This window comes from Serratia proteamaculans, from assembly GCF_946227095.1.
GTDB lineage: Bacteria > Pseudomonadota > Gammaproteobacteria > Enterobacterales > Enterobacteriaceae > Serratia > Serratia proteamaculans_E.
In genome coordinates this window covers 564,527-582,863 of sequence record NZ_CAMISV010000002.1, presented here as the reverse complement: position 1 = coordinate 582,863, position 18,337 = coordinate 564,527, and the positions used below count along the sequence as shown (strand labels likewise).

Sequence of the window (18,337 nt, the reverse complement as noted above, 5' to 3'; positions counted from 1 at the left end):
GTTAGTGCATTGAAAATGCACCATAAACGAAAATTAAACGGACCTGATATAAATAGCCGGGTAAGCACCGGCTTTATTTCCCTTCTTTCCTCAAAATCACCTCATCTATCTTGAAAACCGTCGCTGACGTGCTACGATGATTAAGTTCAAATAAAATAACTTAATAATTATATATAACTATAACTAATTGATTTTCAAATCAATTTAATTTAATGATGATGGCCCCCGCAGATCAGATAGTTAGCTGATAATAAATCGCATCTTAAGGTTTAGTTAAGCTTGCGGCCGTACATTGGCAGTTAATCCACCAGGAACGATTCTCTCTGGCGTTTAATATTCGTTAAATAAAAGAGATCTACAGTGTCTTTAAAGAAGTTTGATACGTTTGGGGTTAACTATGGATCAATTTTTACCTTTCTCACGCCCGGCGATTGGCGATGAAGAAATCGCGGCGGTAGAAAAGGTATTGCGCTCAGGTTGGATTACCACCGGGCCGCAAAATCAGCAGTTGGAAAGTGAGTTCTGTGCCACCTTCGGTTGTAAACACGCCATTGCCGTCTGTTCCGCTACTGCGGGTATGCATATCACTCTGATGGCACTGAACATTGGCCCGGGTGACGAAGTGATCACTCCTTCACAAACCTGGGTTTCCACCCTCAACATGATCGAATTGCTTGGCGCAACGCCGGTAATGATTGACGTTGACCGCGATACGTTAATGGTCAGCGCCAGCGATGTTGAAGCCGCTATCACTACCAAAACCAAAGCCATTATCCCGGTGCATTACGCCGGCGCACCGTTGCAGATGGATGCATTGCGTGAAGTGGCTACACGGCACAACCTTCCCCTGATTGAAGACGCCGCCCATGCGGTAGGCTCCCGTTATAACGGTGAGTGGGTAGGGGCACGCGGCACGGCAATTTTCTCATTCCACGCGATTAAAAACCTGACCTGTGCCGAAGGCGGCCTGATCGCCACCGACGACGACGAACTGGCCGATCGCCTGCGTTGTCTGAAGTTCCATGGCCTGGCCGTTGATGCCTTTGACCGCCAGCAACTGGGGCGTAAGCCGCAGGCCGAAGTGGTGGAGCCAGGCTACAAATACAATCTCTCCGATATTCATGCGGCCATCGCCGTGGTGCAACTGGCACGTTTGCCGCAGCTTAATGCTCGCCGCAAGGTGCTGGCTGAGCGTTACCTCCGCGCTCTGGAAGGGTCACCTTTCCTGCCGCTGGGGCTGCCTGATTACCCGCACGACCATGCCTGGCATCTGTTTATGGTTCGCGTCGACGCCGAACGTTGTGGTATCGATCGTGACCAACTGATGGAGCGCCTGAAAGAAGTGGGCATCGGTACCGGCCTGCATTTCCGCGCCGCCCATACCCAGAAATATTATCGTGAGCGCTATCCGCAGTTGTCCTTGCCCAATACCGAATGGAACTCGGCGCGCCTGTGCACCTTGCCGCTGTTCCCTGATATGACCGACGCCGATGTTGATCGCGTGGTTAAAGCCTTGTCTTCTGTTGTGGAGTCGTTACGTGTCTCGCGTTGAACCGATAAAAAAAGTTTCGGTGGTGATCCCGGTATACAACGAGCAGGAAAGTTTGCCTGCCTTGCTTGAACGTACCACCGCCGCCTGTAAACAACTGACCCAAGCTTATGAAATTATCCTGGTCGATGACGGCAGCAGTGACAATTCTGCCGATATGCTGACTGCCGCGGCCGAACAGCCGGGCAGCTGTGTGATTGCCGTCCTGCTGAACCGCAACTATGGTCAGCACTCGGCAATCATGGCGGGCTTCAATCAGGTGAGCGGCGATCTGGTGATTACGCTGGATGCCGATTTACAGAACCCGCCGGAAGAGATCCCGCGTCTGGTCAAGGTGGCGGAAGAGGGTTATGACGTGGTGGGTACCGTGCGTGCCAATCGTCAGGACTCCTGGTTCCGTAAAAGCGCCTCACGCATCATCAATATGATGATCCAACGCGCCACCGGTAAATCGATGGGGGACTACGGCTGCATGTTGCGCGCCTACCGTCGTCACATTATCGAGGCGATGCTGAACTGCCACGAGCGCAGCACCTTTATTCCGATCCTGGCGAATACCTTCGCCCGCCGCACCACTGAAATTGACGTGCTGCATGCCGAACGCGAGTTTGGTGACTCCAAATACAGCCTGATGAAGCTGATTAATCTGATGTATGACCTGATCACCTGCCTGACCACGACGCCGTTGCGTTTGCTCAGTGTGGTGGGCAGCGTGGTGGCGCTTTCCGGCTTTGTGCTGGCGGTGCTGCTGATCGCCCTGCGTGTGATTATGGGGCCTGAATGGTCGGGCGGCGGGGTGTTCACCCTGTTTGCCGTGTTATTTACTTTTATCGGTGCCCAGTTTGTCGGCATGGGCCTGTTGGGAGAGTACATCGGTCGTATCTACACCGACGTGCGTGCTCGTCCCCGTTATTTTGTTCAGAAAGTGGTCGGTGAACAACCGAACCACAATACTCAGGAAGAAGAATAATGAAAGCTATCGTATTTGCTTACCATGATATTGGCTGCGCGGGTCTGAAAGCGCTGACTGACGCGGGCTATGATGTTCAGGCGGTATTCACGCATACCGACGATCCTGGTGAGAACAACTTTTTCTCCTCTGTCGCCCGCCTGGGTGCAGAATTGGAGTTACCGGTCTATGCGCCGGAAGACGTTAACCATCCGCTGTGGATCGAACGTATTCGCCAACTGCAACCGGACGTTATCTTCTCATTCTATTACCGTAACCTGCTGAGCGAAGAGCTGCTGTCCCTGGCGCCAAAAGGCGGCTTTAACCTGCATGGCTCACTGCTGCCGCGCTACCGTGGTCGCGCACCGGTGAACTGGGCGCTGGTTAATGGCGAAACCGAAACCGGCGCTACGCTGCATAAAATGGTCAAACGCCCGGATGCCGGCGATATTGTTGGCCAGCAAAAAGTGGCAATCGCCGCAGACGACACCGCGCTGACGCTGCACAAAAAAGTGCTGGAAGCGGCGCAGGTATTACTGAAGCAGGAACTGCCAAAGCTGAAAAACGGCACCGCCTCCTTCACGGCGCAGAACGAAGCCGATGCCAGCTATTTTGGTCGTCGCACAGCGGCTGACGGTGAAATCCTGTGGCATAAATCCGCGCAGGAAATTAACAATCTGATCCGCGCAGTGACCGAACCTTACCCTGGGGCTTTCAGCTACCTGGGTCAGCGTAAACTGATCGTCTGGCGTGCCCGCGTGCTGGATACCCAGCATGACAAGCAGCCGGGTACTGTGCTCAGTACCTCTCCGCTGGTGATTGCCTGTGGTGAAGGTGCACTGGAAATTGTTGCCGGCCAAAACGATGTCGGTCTGTACGTGCAAGGCAGCCGTCTGGCGCAGGAAATGGGCATCGTCACCGATGTCCGTTTGGCCGCTAAACCTAACGCAGTGATGAAACGCAGAACCCGCGTACTGATCCTCGGTGTGAACGGCTTTATCGGTAACCACCTGACCGAACGTCTGCTGCGTGATGACCGTTACGATATCTACGGTCTGGATATCGGCTCTGATGCTATCAGCCGTTTCCTGGGTAACCCGCGCTTCCACTTTGTGGAAGGGGATATCAGCATCCACTCCGAGTGGATCGAGTATCACATCAAAAAATGCGACGTGATCCTACCGCTGGTAGCTATTGCCACGCCGATCGAATACACCCGCAACCCACTGCGCGTGTTCGAGCTGGATTTCGAAGAAAACCTGAAAATCGTTCGCGACTGTGTGAAATACAACAAGCGCATTATCTTCCCGTCCACTTCCGAAGTGTACGGCATGTGTGACGACAAGGAATTCGACGAAGATCACTCCCGCCTGATCGTCGGGCCGATCAACAAACAGCGCTGGATTTACTCGGTGTCCAAGCAGTTGCTGGACCGGGTGATCTGGGCCTACGGTGCCAAGGAAGGGCTGAAGTTTACCCTGTTCCGTCCGTTTAACTGGATGGGCCCACGTCTGGATAACCTGGACGCCGCGCGTATCGGTTCTTCCCGTGCTATCACCCAGTTGATCCTCAACCTGGTGGAAGGTTCGCCGATCAAACTGATGGACGGTGGGGCACAAAAACGCTGCTTTACTGATATCAACGACGGTATCGAGGCGCTGTTCCGCATTATCGAAAACCGTGATGGCCTGTGCGATGGCCAGATCGTCAACATCGGTAACCCGACCAACGAGGCCAGCATCCGTGAACTGGCGGAAATGCTGCTCGAAAGCTTCAATCGCCACCCGCTGCGCGATCGCTTCCCGCCGTTTGCCGGCTTTAAGGATGTTGAAAGCAGCAGCTACTACGGCAAAGGTTATCAGGACGTTGAACACCGTACGCCGAGCATCAAGAATGCCCGTCGCCTGCTGGATTGGCAGCCGACTATCGCGATGCAGCAAACCGTTGCCGACACGCTGGATTACTTCCTGCGCACTACCGTTCAGGAAGGCGATGGTGCATGAAGAAAGTCGGTCTGCGAGTTGATGTAGATACCTTCAGCGGTACCCGGGAAGGGGTACCGCAGTTGCTGGAGCTGTTTGACAAGTACAATATTCAGGCCAGTTTCTTCTTCAGCGTAGGACCGGACAATATGGGGCGCCATCTGTGGCGCCTTTTGCGTCCGAAATTCCTGTGGAAAATGCTGCGCTCGAATGCCGCATCGCTGTATGGCTGGGATATTCTGCTGGCCGGCACCGCCTGGCCGGGGCGCAATATTTCTCGCACTCTGGGGCCGTTGATGAAGCTTACTGCGCAGGCCGGGCATGAGGTAGGGCTGCACGCCTGGGATCATCAGGGGTGGCAGGCCAAGGTCGGCCGGTGGTCTGAGGCGGAACTGACGCAACAGGTTCAGCTTGGGGTGGATGCGTTGTCAGCCAGTACCGGCCAGCCGGTCAAATGCTCGGCGGTTGCCGGTTGGCGTGCCGACACGCGGGTGCTGGAAGTGAAGCAGCGCTTTGGTTTTCACTACAACAGCGACTGTCGTGGTACCCATCCTTTCCGTCCGCTGTTAAGCGATGGTCGTCTGGGCACCGTGCAAATCCCGGTCACGCTACCTACCTTTGATGAGGTGATTGGCAGTGAAGTCAGCATGGCGGACTTCAACGATTACATTCTGCAGGCGATTGAAAACGATCGCGGCGTGCCGGTGTACACCATTCACACTGAAGTGGAAGGGATGTCACAGGCCGCTATGTTTGAACAGTTACTGCAGCGGGCGCAACGGCAGGGCATAGAATTCTGTCCGTTAAGCGCTTTGTTGCCGCAAGATTTGGCTTCATTGCCATTGGGCCGCGTTGAGCGTGCTCCTTTCTCTGGCCGCGAAGGTTGGCTGGGTTGTCAAACCGATGTGAAGGACGATTCATGAAGGCGCTAAAAGGATCCTGGGCCATCTTGTTGGCCATTTTTTTTGCTCTGGTTTACCTGATCCCACTTAACGGTCGCCTGCTGTGGCAACCAGATGAAACTCGCTACGCAGAAATTAGCCGTGAAATGCTTCAGCGCGGCGACTGGGTAGTACCACACTTGCTTGGCCTGCGTTATTTTGAAAAGCCAGTGGCTGGATACTGGTTCAACAACATCAGCCAATGGCTGTTTGGTGATACCAACTTTGCGGTACGTTTCGGTTCGGTGTTCAGTACCGGTATGACGGCGCTGCTGGTGTTTACACTGGCGATGCTGATGTGGCGCAATGCCAACCGTGCCTGCATGGCGGTGCTGATTTTCCTGTCAATGGTGCTGGTGTTCAGCATCGGCACCTACAGCGTATTGGATCCGATGATCTCGTTGTGGTTGGCCGCCGCGATGGTCAGCTATTACCTGACGCTGAAAGCCACCACGGTCAAAGGCAAACTGGGCGGATACGTGCTGTTGGGACTGGCCTGTGGCATGGGCTTTATGACCAAGGGATTCCTGGCGCTGGCGGTGCCGGTGATTGCGGTGATCCCGATAGTCATTCAGCAGCGGCGAATCAAGGACCTGTTGATCTACGGTCCAGTGGCGATCGTAGTGGCGGTGCTGCTGAGTTTGCCGTGGGCGCTCGCCATCGCACAACGCGAGCCGGATTTCTGGAACTACTTCTTCTGGGTCGAGCACATTCAACGCTTCGCTGAAGATAACGCGCAGCATAAAGCGCCGTTCTGGTATTACATCCCGATTCTTATGGCTGCAGTGTTGCCATGGTTGGCGTTGCTGCCAGGGTCACTGCTTAAAGGCTGGCGTGAACGTGTTCAACGCCCGGAGCTGTTCTTCTTGCTGAGCTGGGTGATGATGCCGTTGATCTTCTTCAGTATCGCCAAGGGTAAGTTACCGACCTATATCTTGCCGTGTATGGCACCGTTGGCGTTGCTGATGGTGGCTTATGCCGAGGACTGCGTTGCGGCGTTGCGCAGCAAGGTATTCAAGGTTAACGCGGCATTAAACGGCTTGTTTGGTTTGATTGGCATAGTAGCACTGTTGGTTATTGGCGCGGGCCTGCTGCCGAAGGTGCACTTGTTTACCGCACAGGAATGGCCGAAAATTGTTATCGGCATTATCGCCTTTGCCGGCTGGTTGCTGTTTGCCGTAGTCTCGGTGCGCAATAACTCGCAGCGCTGGAGCTGGGCGGCGGCCTGTCCATTACTGCTGTGTCTGCTGATTGGTTATGCTATTCCGCAGCAGGTGACCGACTCCAAGCTGCCGCAAAACTTCGCACAGGTGAATATGGCTGAGTTAAGCCACAGTCGCTATGTATTGACCGACAGCGTGGGTGTCGCCGCGGGATTGGCCTGGGAGTTGAAGCGCAGCGACGTACTGATGTTTAACCAGAAGGGAGAGGTGTCCTACGGTTTGGACTATCCGGATGCTCGCAGCCATTTCATCAGCGACAGCGATTTCCCGCAGTGGCTGGCTCAGGCACGCAAGCAGGGCGATGTCTCACTGGTATTGCAGCTGTCGCGCGGCGAAAGTATCGATGAGCAGAACCTGCCGGCAGCGGATAAGGTGCAAGTGATGAACCGTCTGGCATTGTTCTGGTACTCTCAGCAGCCATGATCATCGGCTATTTGTTAGTGGTTGTGGTCAGCCTGCTCACCTGTGGTGGGCAGCTGTGCCAGAAACAAGCGGCCCAGAGTTGGCAGTTACCCCCCGACGTCAGACGTGGGGTAACGCTGCGTTGGTTGGCACTGGCCGTATTGCTGCTGGGGCTGGGTATGGCGGTGTGGCTCAATGTGCTGCAGCGTTTGCCTCTTAGCCTGGCCTACCCGACGCTCAGCATAAATTTTGTGCTGGTCACACTCGCTGCCCGTTGGTTGTTTAAAGAACCCACTACCGCACGTCACTGGTTCGGGGTGGCTTCGATCATGCTGGGGATCCTGCTGATGAGTATCAATCCATGAGAGGTTACGCCTGGGGCGCAGCCAGCGTGCTGTTGGTCACGTTGGCGCAGTTACTGATGAAATGGGGCATGGCCCAGATCCCATTGATGTCGTTTGCCGACGTCACGCTTAACCTGTTTATTCAGTACTGGTTGCCCTTACTGACGGTCAGCGGCGGTATTTTCGGCTATGCGCTGTCCATGCTGTGCTGGTTCTTCGCGCTGCACCATTTGCCGCTTAACCGGGCTTATCCGTTGCTGAGCGTGAGTTATGCGCTGGTCTACCTGGCGGCGGTGATCCTGCCCTGGTTTAACGAATCCGCCACGCTGCTGAAAACGCTGGGCACGTTGTTCATCCTGTTTGGCGTGTGGCTGATTAACAGTCAGGCCAAGGTAAAAACGCCCGAATAGCGTAAAAACCGGCGTCAATTCGATTATCTCCTTCAGCATGCTTGCCTTTTTCCCCCGCAGGGGGATAAATTAGCCCAAAATGGCGCTCACCTTACTTGGTGCCGGCTTTGCCTCGCAGGCGGTAAGCTTACCGGACGGCATGATGCGGCAATCTGTTCAATGAAGGGATATTATGCGGATGCGTATTTGGTTTTTATTAGCCAGTTTAATTCTTGCCGGTTGCAGCAGCCATGCGCCGCCACCCAGTGGCCGATTGGCCGACTCCATCGTGGTTGTCGCTCAGTTAAATGAGCAACTGCGTCAATGGTATGGCGCGCCCTATCGCTATGGCGGGTTAGATCGCGGCGGTGTTGACTGTTCCGGATTCGTTTATCGCACCTTCAGCGATCGTTTCGATATGCAATTGCCACGTTCTACTGAGGCGCAAACCTCGCTGGGGACCAAAGTGTCGCGCGATGAGTTAATGCCCGGCGACCTGGTGTTTTTCAAAACCGGCGGCGGTGAGAACGGTTTGCATGTGGGCATTTATGACACCAACGATCAGTTTATCCACGCCTCAACCAGCCGTGGCGTGATGCGCTCCTCACTGAATAACGTCTACTGGAAGAAGGTCTACTGGCAGGCGCGCCGCATTTAGTCTTAACCCTTTGATTTGGTGTATCATGGCGGTATCACGTCCTTAACGGTGACCGCCATGAATAACTTACGCCTACTGATTTCCGACTCCTACGATCCCTGGTTCAATCTTGCCGTCGAAGAGTGCATCTTCCGCGAAATGACCACGCAGAAAATTTTGTTCCTATGGCGCAATGCCGAAACCGTGGTAATCGGTCAGTCACAAAACCCGTGGAAAGAGTGCAACACCCGCAGGATGGAGCAGGACGGTATTCGCCTGGCGCGGCGCAGCAGCGGCGGTGGGGCGGTATTTCACGATTTGGGCAATACCTGTTTTACCTTTATGGCAGGCAAACCCGGTTACGATAAAACCGTTTCTACCGGCATTATTCTGCAAGCGCTGGCTCAGTTGGGTATTTCCGCCAGCGCATCGGGGCGTAATGATCTGGTGATTGATACCGCAGAGGGCGTGCGTAAAATCTCCGGTTCGGCCTACCGGGAAACCCAGGATCGCGGGTTCCACCATGGCACGCTATTATTGAACGCCGATCTCAACCGCCTGGCGGATTACCTTAATCCAGACCCAAAAAAGTTACAGGCCAAGGGCATTACTTCGGTGCGGTCACGGGTTGCCAATCTGGCGGAGTTTAAACCCGATATCAGCCACCAACAGGTGTGCGACGCGGTGACTCAGGCGTTCTTTGATCACTATGGTGAAACGGCCAAAGCGGAAATCATTTCTCCGGATGTTTACCCGGATCTGCCGGATTTTGCCACTCAGTTTGCCAAACAAAGCAGTTGGGAATGGAATTTTGGCAAGGCACCGGCATTCAGTCATTTGCTGAATGAGCGGTTTGTCTGGGGTGGGGTGGATATCTTCTTTGACGTAGAGAAAGGCTTGATCTGCCGGGCGCAGATTTTCACCGACAGTCTCAGTCCGGCACCGTTACAGCGGTTGGCCGAGATGCTGGTGGGTTGTGCCTATCGCAGTGAGGCGCTGGCTAATTGCTGCGACACTTTGATTGCGCAGTTCCCAGAACAGGCCGCTGAATTAACCGAACTGCGGCAATGGTTGCTTGAAACGATCAAATAACGTTCGGATCCTGAACGTTCCGGGATGAGGTGACTCATCCCTTTTTTATGCCACGAGTTTGCTCCCTCTTTCCTGACGTTATCCCTTTCTGTAAAAATGCAGTGAAAACACTGAGGTAGCATAATTTCCCCAAAAAGCAAGGTGGGCATTTTTTTGCGGATTCAATGCAGAGAATAACGCGAAGAATTGATGCGTTATTAAATTTAATCAGTTGATGTCACTTCTTCGTACATGAGTCCGGGGGGCGGATTTGATATTTATCGGTTAATAGGAATTTCTTTAATTAAAACAATGGCGATAAGTCAAATTTTCAGAATTACCCTATTCCTTAAGCTAAATATGACTTAAATTCATGCCTGGCGCTCTATTTTTTGCCTTAAGCCAAATTGTTTTTTATGTTGCATTTTGCCTGGTCAATATAGCTTTAATCTATCAATTAAATGATAAGTTATCACTGGCTGCATTGATATTTCCGATTAATCCCACAGGGATTGATCGATAAAATATATTGATATACGATGAGATGTTCGCCATTCAGCCTATGGCACTGAAATGAAAATCCAATTCGAAGCTGACTTTATTAGTAGCTATGTTTTTCAACCTGTTTACTCAATGGAGGGCAGGCTGTTAGCGGTGGAAATTTTGAACCGTTTTAATAGTCTGGACGGTGATTTGGCGATGCCGGCTGACATTGGGATTAATTTATTGACCTACGAGCAAAGGATTGAGTTATTTAATGAGCAATTGAGTTTGGCAGAACAGCATGCCACCTGGTTTGTCGAAAACGACGTGCTGTTGACCCTTAATGTTGAAGAACCCCTGGTCGATTTGATTCTCTCTGACGCTCAATTGTGTGAGCGCATCAGACAGTGGCCATTTATTGCCTTTGAAATCAGCGAGGGTTTTCCGAATCTTTCAGCAGGAAAAAACAATGCAAAGATCCGTCAGCTTAGCGAGAAGTTCTCACTGTGGCTGGATGACTTTGGTTCCGGCCAGGCGACTCTGACCGCATTGTATGATGGGCTATTCGACTACGTGAAAATCGATAAGCGTTTTTACTGGCAGTTGTTCAACCATCAGGGTTATGACGTAGTGATCGACTCGCTATTAAAGAATATCAATTTGCTGTGCAAGGGAGTGATCGTCGAAGGAATAGAGAAGGAGGAGTATTTTAATAAGCTCAGACACGCCGGCGTTTTTGGTCTACAAGGTTTTTTATGGCCCAGCGTTGGTGTGGATAATCTGGCAGCGTTACGGGTAACACCCGATGAGTTCAATAACAATAATTGACAGTACTTACTACACACAATGGGGCCAATAATGGACTGGATGATGTTTGCTGTGATTCCTGCGCTGTTATTCATCATGATTTTCTCGCTGATAAAGTATTTTATCTATCAGCGCAAAAGGGCTTTTAAGCCATATCGGCATAAACGTTGAACCATGCGCATCTGTCCTGGTTTCAGGCAGATGCGTTCTCCCTGCATTTCCTCTGTGTTAATCACCACGCCCAAGCTCTACACTAGGTGGAACGGAGGGCCTATGCCGCAGTTTGAAAACGCTTACCATCAACAGTTAACCGGTTTTTATACCGAATTGAACCCCACGCCGCTGCAGGGCACCCGGCTGCTGTATCACAGCGAGCCGCTGGCCCGAGAACTGGGGTTGGACGAAAGCTGGTTTACCCAGGATAAAACCCCGATTTGGGCGGGTGAAACACTGCTGCCGGGCATGCGCCCGCTGGCTCAGGTGTACAGTGGCCACCAGTTCGGCGTCTGGGCCGGGCAGTTGGGTGACGGTCGCGGCATTCTGCTGGGTGAACAACGACTGGCCGATGGCCGCAGCATGGACTGGCACCTGAAAGGGGCCGGCCTGACGCCGTATTCGCGCATGGGCGACGGCCGTGCGGTCCTGCGCTCGGTGATCCGTGAGTTCCTGGCCTCCGAGGCACTGCATCATCTGGGTATTCCCACTACGCGCGCGTTGACCATCGTCACCAGTGAGCAACCTGTCTACCGTGAACAACCGGAGCGCGGTGCGATGCTATTGCGCGTAGCGGAAAGCCACGTGCGTTTCGGCCATTTTGAACATTTCTATTATCGAAAGCAGCCGGAGCAGGTGCAACAGTTGGCCGATTTTGTTATTGCCCGCCACTGGCCGCAGTTTCAAGATCAGAGTGATGGCTATCTGCAGTGGTTTACCGACGTGGTTGAACGCACCGCGCGGTTGATTGCTCATTGGCAGACCGTCGGTTTCGCTCACGGCGTAATGAATACCGATAACATGTCGATCCTGGGCATTACCATCGACTACGGCCCGTATGGTTTCCTCGACGACTACAAACCTGACTACATTTGCAACCATTCGGATCACCAGGGGCGTTACGCCTATGATAATCAGCCAGCGGTGGCGCTGTGGAACCTTCACCGGCTGGCACAGACCCTGTCCGGGCTGATGAGTACCGAACAGCTACAGAATGCGCTGGCGGCCTACGAACCGGCCCTGATGCAGGCTTATGGCGAACAGATGCGTGCCAAACTCGGTTTCTTCACTCAGTCGTCGCAAGATAACAGCCTGCTGACCGGGTTGTTGAGCCTGATGGCGCAAGAGGGCCGAGACTACAGCCGTACCTTCCGCCTGTTGAGCCAGACGGAGCAGCAGCAGGCGCAGTCACCGCTGCGGGATGAGTTTATTGACCGCGCCGCGTTTGACGGTTGGTACCAGCAGTACCGTCAACGCTTGCAGCAGGAGCAGGTGAGTGATGCCGAACGGCAACAGGCAATGAAAGCGGTGAACCCGAAGCTGATCCTGCGCAACTATCTGGCGCAGCAGGCGATTGAAAGCGCCGAACAGGATGATGTCAGTAAGCTGGCTCGCCTGCATCAGGCTTTGCTGACGCCGTTTGCCGACAAGCCGGAATATGACGATCTCGCCGCGTTGCCGCCGGATTGGGGCAAACATCTGGAGATCTCCTGCTCGAGCTGATGGGGGTAAAAGATAACGGGTGCGGCTTGCCGCACCCGTTATAGCCCTACTGACGCAAATACACTTGCGGTAGCGCCACTTCCGGGTGGTGAACCACCCCGAGATCCGCCTGATACCAGCGGGTGAGTATATCCGCCTGCAACACTTCCTGCGGCGTGCCCGTAGCGACCAATTGCCCCTGATGCAGCAATAAAATGCGGTCCGCGTACAGTGCGGCCAGATTGAGATCGTGCAATACACAGCATACGGCAATCGGTTGTTGCCGCGTCAACGTGCGCAGCAGCCTCAGCGTATGTTGCTGGTGGTAGAGATCCAGCGCCGAGGTCGGTTCGTCGAGAAACAGCCAGGCCGGCGTGGGCTGTGGTTGCCAAAGCTGTGCCAGCACGCGGGCAAGCTGTACCCGTTGCTGTTCGCCGCCAGAAAGCTGTCGATAATCACGCTGGGCCAATTCGAGACAGTCGGTTTGTGCCATCACTTGCTGTACCGCCTGCTGTGCGTCGCGCTTGCCGTGCGGTGCGCGCCCCATGCTGACCACTTCTTCGACGGTAAAGGGAAAGGCCAGATCGCTGTGTTGGCGCATCACCGCGCGCACTTTCGCCAACTGCTGCGGCTGCCACTGTTCCAGCGGTCGGCCAAGCAACTGGCATTCGCCACAGCCTGGTGCCAGATAACCGGTTAACAGGCGCAGTAACGTCGATTTTCCCGCGCCGTTCGGCCCGATAATCGCCACCATTTCACCGCTGGCAATACTGAGTGAGACGTCGTTGATCAGCCGGCGTGAACCCAGGCTGTAACGTAATTGCTGCGCCGTCAGGCTTGATGAGTTATCCACCCACACGCTCCCGCTGGCGCATCACCAGCCATAAAAAGTAAGGGCCGCCGATCAGGCTGGTCATCAAGCCGACCGGCATTTCTGCCGGTGCCACCAGGGTGCGCGCCAGCGTATCGCTGACCAGCAGCAGGCAAGCGCCACCGAGTGCGGAGCAGGGCAGCAGCCAGCGATGGTCGCCACCGAGGCGCATGCGTACCAGGTGCGGCACCACCAGCCCGATGAAACCAATCACGCCGCTCATCGCCACCGCTGCACCAATCAACAATGCGCTTAGCAGCAGCAGTTGCAGTTTGGCCCGCTGAACATTCACCCCCAGGTAATGCGCCTCTTCATCACCCAGTTGCAGCAGGTTCAGGCGGCGCGCCTGTAACAGCGTCAGCAGGGTGGCCGGCAGGATCAACGAAGCGGAAACCACCAACGTTGGCCACTGGGACTGGCTCAGGCTGCCCATCATCCACAATGAAAACTGGCGCAGTTGCTGGTCGCTACTGAGGTAAGACAGCACACCAATCGCCGCCATGCACAGGGCGTTGATGGCGATACCCGCCAGCAACAGGCGTGACAGGCTACCGTGACCGCTGCGGCTGATGCCGTAGATCAACAGTGAGACCAACAGGCTGCCGAGAAACGCTGCCAGCATGTGTCCATACAGGGCAATTACCGGTGGCAGGGCCAACGGCATAACGATAATCAGCGCAACAAACAGCGCGCCGCCGCTGCTGATGCCCAACAGGCTGGGATCGGCCAATGGGTTACGAAACAGCCCTTGCATCACGGCACCAGACACCGCCAACGCACAGCCTATCACCACTGCCAGCAGTACGCGCGGCAGGCGGATGTTCAGCCAGATATGCCAGGCGGTGTCGCTGAAGGGCTGTTGCCACAGGGTGCGAAACGACAGCGTTAACGCACCCAGATTGGCGGCGCCCAGCGCCAACAACATCAGCAGCACCAACAGGCCGGTGATCGCCAGACGGGGGGAGGTGCGACTGCGCATTACTTTTGCTCCGCCGCACGACGCAGCTCGGCCAGCGCGGCCGGTGTTTCCAGCCCAAAGCCCAACAACGCCATATCGTCAACCACCAACACCCGGTGCTGTTTACCCGCCGGGGTGAGTGCGATGCCCGGCAATTTCCACAGCTGTTGTTCGCCGCCGAGCGTTTTTATGCCGTCAGTAGTGACCAACAGCAGGTCGGGGGCGCTGGCAATTACGCCTTCCTGCGACAGTGGGCGATAGCGGCTGAATCCTTGCATGGCGTTCTTCAGACCCGCAGCGGTGATGACCGCATCGGCGGCAGTGTGTTGTCCGGCGGCCATTGGCGTAATGCCGCCGTGGCTCATGACGAACAATACCCTGACCGGCAGCGCATCGGTTTTCACCACCGCCAATTGCTGCTGGTAGCGGCTACTTAACTGCTTACCCTGGTCGACTCGCTGCAACGCATTGGCGATCACGTCGATTTTTTCCGGCACGCTTTGCAAGGTTGTATCACCGGGAATGCGCACCACTTTAACGCCGCTTTCTTCCAGCTGTTTGAGTACCAGCGCCGGTTCGGCTAACTCGGTGGTCAGCACCAGCGTGGGTTTTAGCGCCAAAATCCCTTCGGCGTTGAGTTGGCGCATGTAACCGACGTCCGGCAGTTTTTTAACCGCTTGCGGCTGCAGGCTGGTGCTGTCTCGCGCTATCACTTCATCGCCCGCGCCCAGTGCGAAGGCAATTTCGGTGACGTCACCGCCTATCGAGACAATACGTTCCGCCGCCGCAGCGGTGAACGGCAGCGCCAGCGCAATGCACCACGCCAGACGACGGGTCAATGAGGGTTTCATGCGGCAATGTCCTTGGGTTCGAGCGCGGCGACCTGCTCACGCCACTGGGTTTGTTCCGGCTGGCCTTCGGTGCGTTGGCCGTAAAGTTGGGCGATCTGTGTGCCGTCGGCGGCAAACAGTTCCAGGCTGGTAACGAAACCGTCTTTGGTCGGTTTGCGGGTGATCCAGCTTTCGGCGATCGCGTCTTCGATCAGGTGCAGGGTGAAACGGCGGTTAAACACGTTGATCCAGCCTTCCTGCGGCATCAGACGTTCAATCTGACCGGTGAAGATCTGCACGCAGCCCCGGTTGCCAACAAAAATCATGATCTCGTTCTGCAGGCCCATCGCGGCGTTAAGCAATTGGTTCAGGGCGCTGTTATCGACCCGATAGGCCAAATCGTTGCCGACGGCGCGGAAGGCTTGCTGACGGGTCAGTTTATTGCGGCTCAGCAACTGGAAGAACTGGTGAACGTCGGTCATGGCACGCCATTCCTGGTCGATCTTGTCGGCATCTGACACTGCGTTGCTGACCGTAGCGTCTGCCGGTTGCAGCGCCAGTGCTGGGTTTTCTGCGTTCAGGTGGCGTTCAACCAGCGCCATCCAGGCCGGCAAATCGGTTTCATCGGTGGTGTACACCTTATGCAGTGCGTCGCCCTGATGATCGAAGAACTGAATGCTGTGACGCACGCCGCGCTTATTGGTTTCACTCATGGCAAAAGCGCTGGCCCACTGGTTGAGGAACAGGCGCAGATCCAGCTCACGGGGGTTCAGGATCAGCCCGGCGTGGCCGTTCAGGTGCTGGTTGCGATAGCGGCCCATTTGCTCATGTACCGCGTAGCTGTTGCGGGTGATGGATTTGGTCATGCCGACCTGCTCGAGTTCGGTCAGCAGGGTACGGGCATCCGCCTGCAGGCGACGGGTATCCTGACCGACGCGGGCGTGGGTCAGTTCCGCTTCACTGACGCCAAGCAGCTCAGCCAGATCGCGCGCATATTTGCCCGGGTTATCGATTTTTGCCTGTTGGTAGCGTGCGTATAGGGTATTGCTCATAGGGTGTTCTCCTGTGTGAGGTTCAATCGGCGGGCAATCGGCTTGCCCGCCGGATTCAAAACGTTACCACTGATAGCTGACCAGCAGTTTGGCATTACGCCCATCCTGCGGAATGCCCTGTGGCGAGTAATATTCTTTATCAAAGGCGTTGCCCAGCACCACCGTGGTGGTGACGCCTTGCAGGCGCTCACGGCCTTTATAGCTGAGGTAGAAATCGTTGACGCCATAGCCGCCTTGTTCCGCCGTGCCGGTTGCCACGTGGGTGGATCTTTCGGCGAAGGTCGCTACCCAACCGGTCGACAGGCCGCTTTCACCCAAAGGGACGTCAAGTGAACTGGTAACCGTATCCGGGTTGATGTCGCTTAGCCATTCGCCGCTGTTGCCGTTCAACTCACCGCTGCGTGACTTATCTTTACCGCGCGTACGGTTGTAGGCCAGATCCCAATTAAACCACGGGGTTTGATAGCTCAGCGACGTATCCCAACCCCAGATTTTAGCGCGTGAGATATTTTGCGAGGCAGTCTGAGTCCGGGTGACGTACAGGCTGATGTAGTCTTTGGCATCGGTGTCGAAGTAGCTGGCTTTGAACTGCAGGTTATCGTCAGCCATCAGTAAATCGTCGAAGCGCAGGCCGAAACCGTACTCCGCGGTGCTGGTGGTTTCAGGTCTCAGATTTGGGTTGGGCACCCAATAATTGCCGGGAAAGTGCCTGGAGTCATTGTACATTTCGCCCATGGTAGGTGCGCGGAAAGCCTGGGAATAAGAGCCGAACAACATCAACCAATCGGTAGGTGAATAGGTCAGTGCACCGCGGGATGACCACTTATCCGCATTAACATCATCATGGCCCTGGCTGCTGCCCTTGTAATTGTCGTAACGCGTTCCCGCCAGAAGGGTGACAGGGATATCACGCAACGTAATTTCATCCTGCAACCAGCCCGAGGCGAAGTCGATTTTAGCCTGTGGGAAGCTGGTAGTGGCGCCGCCTGGCGCTTGTTTTTGTTGATAGCTTTCTGAACCGTAGGTCAGCAGGTGCGAAGCGAAACTGTCGGCAAACAGGCGGGTGCGGTTTTCCAGTTTGGCGCCGTGGGTGGTTTGCTTACGGAATTCATCCGTGGAGCCGGCATCGTGAGCGTTAATTTTGACTTCTGAGGTATACACCTTAACGTCGGCGTCCAGCCATTGCTGATTTAGCGGTTTCAGCTTATAGCTCAACGCCGCATCGCGCTGGATAGTCGAGCGTTGGGTCATAGGATTACTGCGGGAAAAATCGGGTTCCTGCGGGTTTTTTGGCTCACGGGCGCTGTTATTGTAATAGCGCAGATCGCCGCTCAGTGACTGAGCATCATCGATTTTCCAGGTTCCCTTGGCCAGCACATTGCTGATGGTTTCATCGTTGGGGGTATCAAAGCCGTTGCCCTGGCGTAGATCGCCGACGTCACGGGTACCGAACGACAACAGGCCGTCGAGATTGTCTGTCTTGCCATAGGCGCTGGCGCCCATACCCAGGCTATGATCGCCGCTGCCGGCGGTGCCGTAGACCCGGTAGCCAGTATCATGGCCAGGCAACAGCAGATCGGCGGCATCCACGGTTTCATAGGCGATCACCCCTCCCAAAGCGCCGCTGCCATACAGCATGGCTGCGGGGCCTTTAACCACCTCAATGCGTTTTACCAATGCCGGATCAAGGAAGGTGGCACCAATATGCCCGGTGTCGGTGCCCTGGCGGATGCCATCGACCAGCGTCAATACGCCATTTTTACCGTAGCCGCGCATAGAAACATCCTGACCGTTGCTACGGCCGGTACCATTGACGGTAAGCCCCGGTACGCGGCGTAGCATATCGGCGGCGCTGGTGGCGGTCTGGCTTTCAGGCGTATTGCCCTCGATCACCGTGACCATCATTGGTGCTTCAAAGCTGCTGCGTGCGTTGCCGGTGGCGGCGACGGTCATGGTTTCGTCGCTGGTTTTGTCCTTTTTTACCGGCGTCGTCGTGGAAGAAGCAGGGGTACTGCTGGTTTGTGCAAAAGTCACCGTCGGCAGAGCACAGGCAATCGCCAGACTCAATGCGGATAAACGCAGCCGGGTGGAATAGGTCAGAGGCATGTCGCAACTCTCCGTATGTTTTAAACATATCAATAGATTTGCTGGCTG

The 18,337-nt window shown here is 55.0% G+C and carries 16 protein-coding genes; 11 read left to right on the top strand and 5 right to left on the bottom strand.

Annotated features, from left to right (window positions below; translation table 11 throughout):
• Positions 1–397: 397 nt before the first annotated feature.
• From arnB to OC597_RS06315, 11 genes are all read left to right on the top strand, one after another.
• A complete protein-coding gene (arnB, locus tag OC597_RS06365) occupies positions 398–1,552 on the top strand; it encodes a UDP-4-amino-4-deoxy-L-arabinose aminotransferase (protein WP_261255374.1) in 1,155 nt (384 codons plus the stop codon).
• Positions 1,539–2,519 (top strand): undecaprenyl-phosphate 4-deoxy-4-formamido-L-arabinose transferase, encoded by a 981-nt coding sequence (gene arnC, locus OC597_RS06360; RefSeq protein WP_261255373.1) that lies wholly within the window; start codon positions 1,539–1,541, stop codon positions 2,517–2,519. Before arnB ends, arnC begins: the two co-directional genes overlap by 14 nt.
• Positions 2,519–4,501: a bifunctional UDP-4-amino-4-deoxy-L-arabinose formyltransferase/UDP-glucuronic acid oxidase ArnA gene (arnA, locus tag OC597_RS06355; protein ID WP_261255370.1), complete on the top strand. Its 1,983-nt coding sequence runs from the start codon at positions 2,519–2,521 to the stop codon at positions 4,499–4,501. Before arnC ends, arnA begins: the two co-directional genes overlap by 1 nt.
• Positions 4,498–5,403, top strand: coding sequence for a 4-deoxy-4-formamido-L-arabinose-phosphoundecaprenol deformylase (arnD, locus tag OC597_RS06350; RefSeq protein ID WP_261255368.1), 906 nt, complete (start codon positions 4,498–4,500; stop codon positions 5,401–5,403). The genes arnA and arnD overlap by 4 nt, the downstream gene beginning before the upstream one ends.
• Positions 5,400–7,067 carry a lipid IV(A) 4-amino-4-deoxy-L-arabinosyltransferase gene (gene arnT / locus OC597_RS06345; RefSeq protein ID WP_262208049.1) on the top strand — a complete coding sequence of 556 codons (1,668 nt, stop codon included), beginning with the start codon at positions 5,400–5,402 and terminating at the stop codon, positions 7,065–7,067. The genes arnD and arnT overlap by 4 nt, the downstream gene beginning before the upstream one ends.
• On the top strand, positions 7,064–7,411 hold the full coding sequence (arnE, locus tag OC597_RS06340; protein WP_261284431.1) for a 4-amino-4-deoxy-L-arabinose-phosphoundecaprenol flippase subunit ArnE: 348 nt from the start codon (positions 7,064–7,066) through the stop codon (positions 7,409–7,411). Before arnT ends, arnE begins: the two co-directional genes overlap by 4 nt.
• Entirely contained in the window at positions 7,408–7,800 is a 393-nt protein-coding gene (arnF, locus tag OC597_RS06335; protein WP_112347550.1) for a 4-amino-4-deoxy-L-arabinose-phosphoundecaprenol flippase subunit ArnF, read from the top strand. The genes arnE and arnF overlap by 4 nt, the downstream gene beginning before the upstream one ends.
• A 172-nt stretch (positions 7,801–7,972) precedes the next feature.
• Positions 7,973–8,437 (top strand): NlpC/P60 family protein, encoded by a 465-nt coding sequence (locus OC597_RS06330; RefSeq protein ID WP_135316311.1) that lies wholly within the window; start codon positions 7,973–7,975, stop codon positions 8,435–8,437.
• Between the two features lie 57 nt (positions 8,438–8,494).
• Positions 8,495–9,508, top strand: a complete 1,014-nt coding sequence (gene lplA, locus OC597_RS06325; protein ID WP_261255357.1) for a lipoate--protein ligase — start codon at positions 8,495–8,497, stop codon at positions 9,506–9,508.
• Positions 9,509–10,060: 552 nt separating this feature from the next.
• A complete protein-coding gene (locus tag OC597_RS06320) occupies positions 10,061–10,798 on the top strand; it encodes an EAL domain-containing protein (protein WP_261255354.1) in 738 nt (245 codons plus the stop codon).
• Positions 10,799–11,050: 252 nt separating this feature from the next.
• Positions 11,051–12,493, top strand: a complete 1,443-nt coding sequence (locus OC597_RS06315; protein WP_099065550.1) for a protein adenylyltransferase SelO — start codon at positions 11,051–11,053, stop codon at positions 12,491–12,493.
• A 46-nt stretch (positions 12,494–12,539) separates the two neighbouring features.
• On the opposite strand, the gene OC597_RS06310 is transcribed toward OC597_RS06315, so the two are convergent.
• The 5 genes from OC597_RS06310 to OC597_RS06290 form a co-directional block, all read right to left on the bottom strand.
• Positions 12,540–13,325 carry a heme ABC transporter ATP-binding protein gene (locus tag OC597_RS06310; RefSeq protein ID WP_261284433.1) on the bottom strand — a complete coding sequence of 262 codons (786 nt, stop codon included), beginning with the start codon at positions 13,323–13,325 and terminating at the stop codon, positions 12,540–12,542.
• Positions 13,318–14,322: a FecCD family ABC transporter permease gene (locus tag OC597_RS06305; RefSeq protein WP_261255348.1), complete on the bottom strand. Its 1,005-nt coding sequence runs from the start codon at positions 14,320–14,322 to the stop codon at positions 13,318–13,320. Before OC597_RS06305 ends, OC597_RS06310 begins: the two co-directional genes overlap by 8 nt.
• Positions 14,322–15,152 (bottom strand): heme/hemin ABC transporter substrate-binding protein, encoded by an 831-nt coding sequence (locus tag OC597_RS06300; RefSeq protein WP_262208044.1) that lies wholly within the window; start codon positions 15,150–15,152, stop codon positions 14,322–14,324. The genes OC597_RS06305 and OC597_RS06300 overlap by 1 nt, the downstream gene beginning before the upstream one ends.
• Complete coding sequence (locus tag OC597_RS06295; protein WP_262208043.1) at positions 15,149–16,183, bottom strand: hemin-degrading factor; 1,035 nt, start codon at positions 16,181–16,183, stop codon at positions 15,149–15,151. Before OC597_RS06295 ends, OC597_RS06300 begins: the two co-directional genes overlap by 4 nt.
• A 63-nt stretch (positions 16,184–16,246) precedes the next feature.
• Positions 16,247–18,289 carry a TonB-dependent hemoglobin/transferrin/lactoferrin family receptor gene (locus tag OC597_RS06290; protein ID WP_261284434.1) on the bottom strand — a complete coding sequence of 681 codons (2,043 nt, stop codon included), beginning with the start codon at positions 18,287–18,289 and terminating at the stop codon, positions 16,247–16,249.
• Positions 18,290–18,337 lie beyond the last annotated feature (48 nt).

What these genes read in the sequence shown, in the direction of transcription:
- arnD (WP_261255368.1), top strand. Translation starts at nt 4,498, where the DNA reads ATGAAGAAAGTCGGTCTGCGAGTTGATGTAGATACCTTCAGCGGTACC.
- arnT (WP_262208049.1), top strand. Translation starts at nt 5,400, where the DNA reads ATGAAGGCGCTAAAAGGATCCTGGGCCATCTTGTTGGCCATTTTTTTT.
- arnF (WP_112347550.1), top strand. Translation starts at nt 7,408, where the DNA reads ATGAGAGGTTACGCCTGGGGCGCAGCCAGCGTGCTGTTGGTCACGTTG.
- OC597_RS06305 (WP_261255348.1), bottom strand. Translation starts at nt 14,322, where the DNA reads ATGCGCAGTCGCACCTCCCCCCGTCTGGCGATCACCGGCCTGTTGGTG.
- arnB (WP_261255374.1), top strand. Translation starts at nt 398, where the DNA reads ATGGATCAATTTTTACCTTTCTCACGCCCGGCGATTGGCGATGAAGAA.
- OC597_RS06295 (WP_262208043.1), bottom strand. Translation starts at nt 16,183, where the DNA reads ATGAGCAATACCCTATACGCACGCTACCAACAGGCAAAAATCGATAAC.
- arnE (WP_261284431.1), top strand. Translation starts at nt 7,064, where the DNA reads ATGATCATCGGCTATTTGTTAGTGGTTGTGGTCAGCCTGCTCACCTGT.
- OC597_RS06300 (WP_262208044.1), bottom strand. Translation starts at nt 15,152, where the DNA reads ATGAAACCCTCATTGACCCGTCGTCTGGCGTGGTGCATTGCGCTGGCG.
- lplA (WP_261255357.1), top strand. Translation starts at nt 8,495, where the DNA reads ATGAATAACTTACGCCTACTGATTTCCGACTCCTACGATCCCTGGTTC.
- OC597_RS06315 (WP_099065550.1), top strand. Translation starts at nt 11,051, where the DNA reads ATGCCGCAGTTTGAAAACGCTTACCATCAACAGTTAACCGGTTTTTAT.
- arnA (WP_261255370.1), top strand. Translation starts at nt 2,519, where the DNA reads ATGAAAGCTATCGTATTTGCTTACCATGATATTGGCTGCGCGGGTCTG.
- OC597_RS06320 (WP_261255354.1), top strand. Translation starts at nt 10,061, where the DNA reads ATGAAAATCCAATTCGAAGCTGACTTTATTAGTAGCTATGTTTTTCAA.
- OC597_RS06290 (WP_261284434.1), bottom strand. Translation starts at nt 18,289, where the DNA reads ATGCCTCTGACCTATTCCACCCGGCTGCGTTTATCCGCATTGAGTCTG.
- OC597_RS06330 (WP_135316311.1), top strand. Translation starts at nt 7,973, where the DNA reads ATGCGGATGCGTATTTGGTTTTTATTAGCCAGTTTAATTCTTGCCGGT.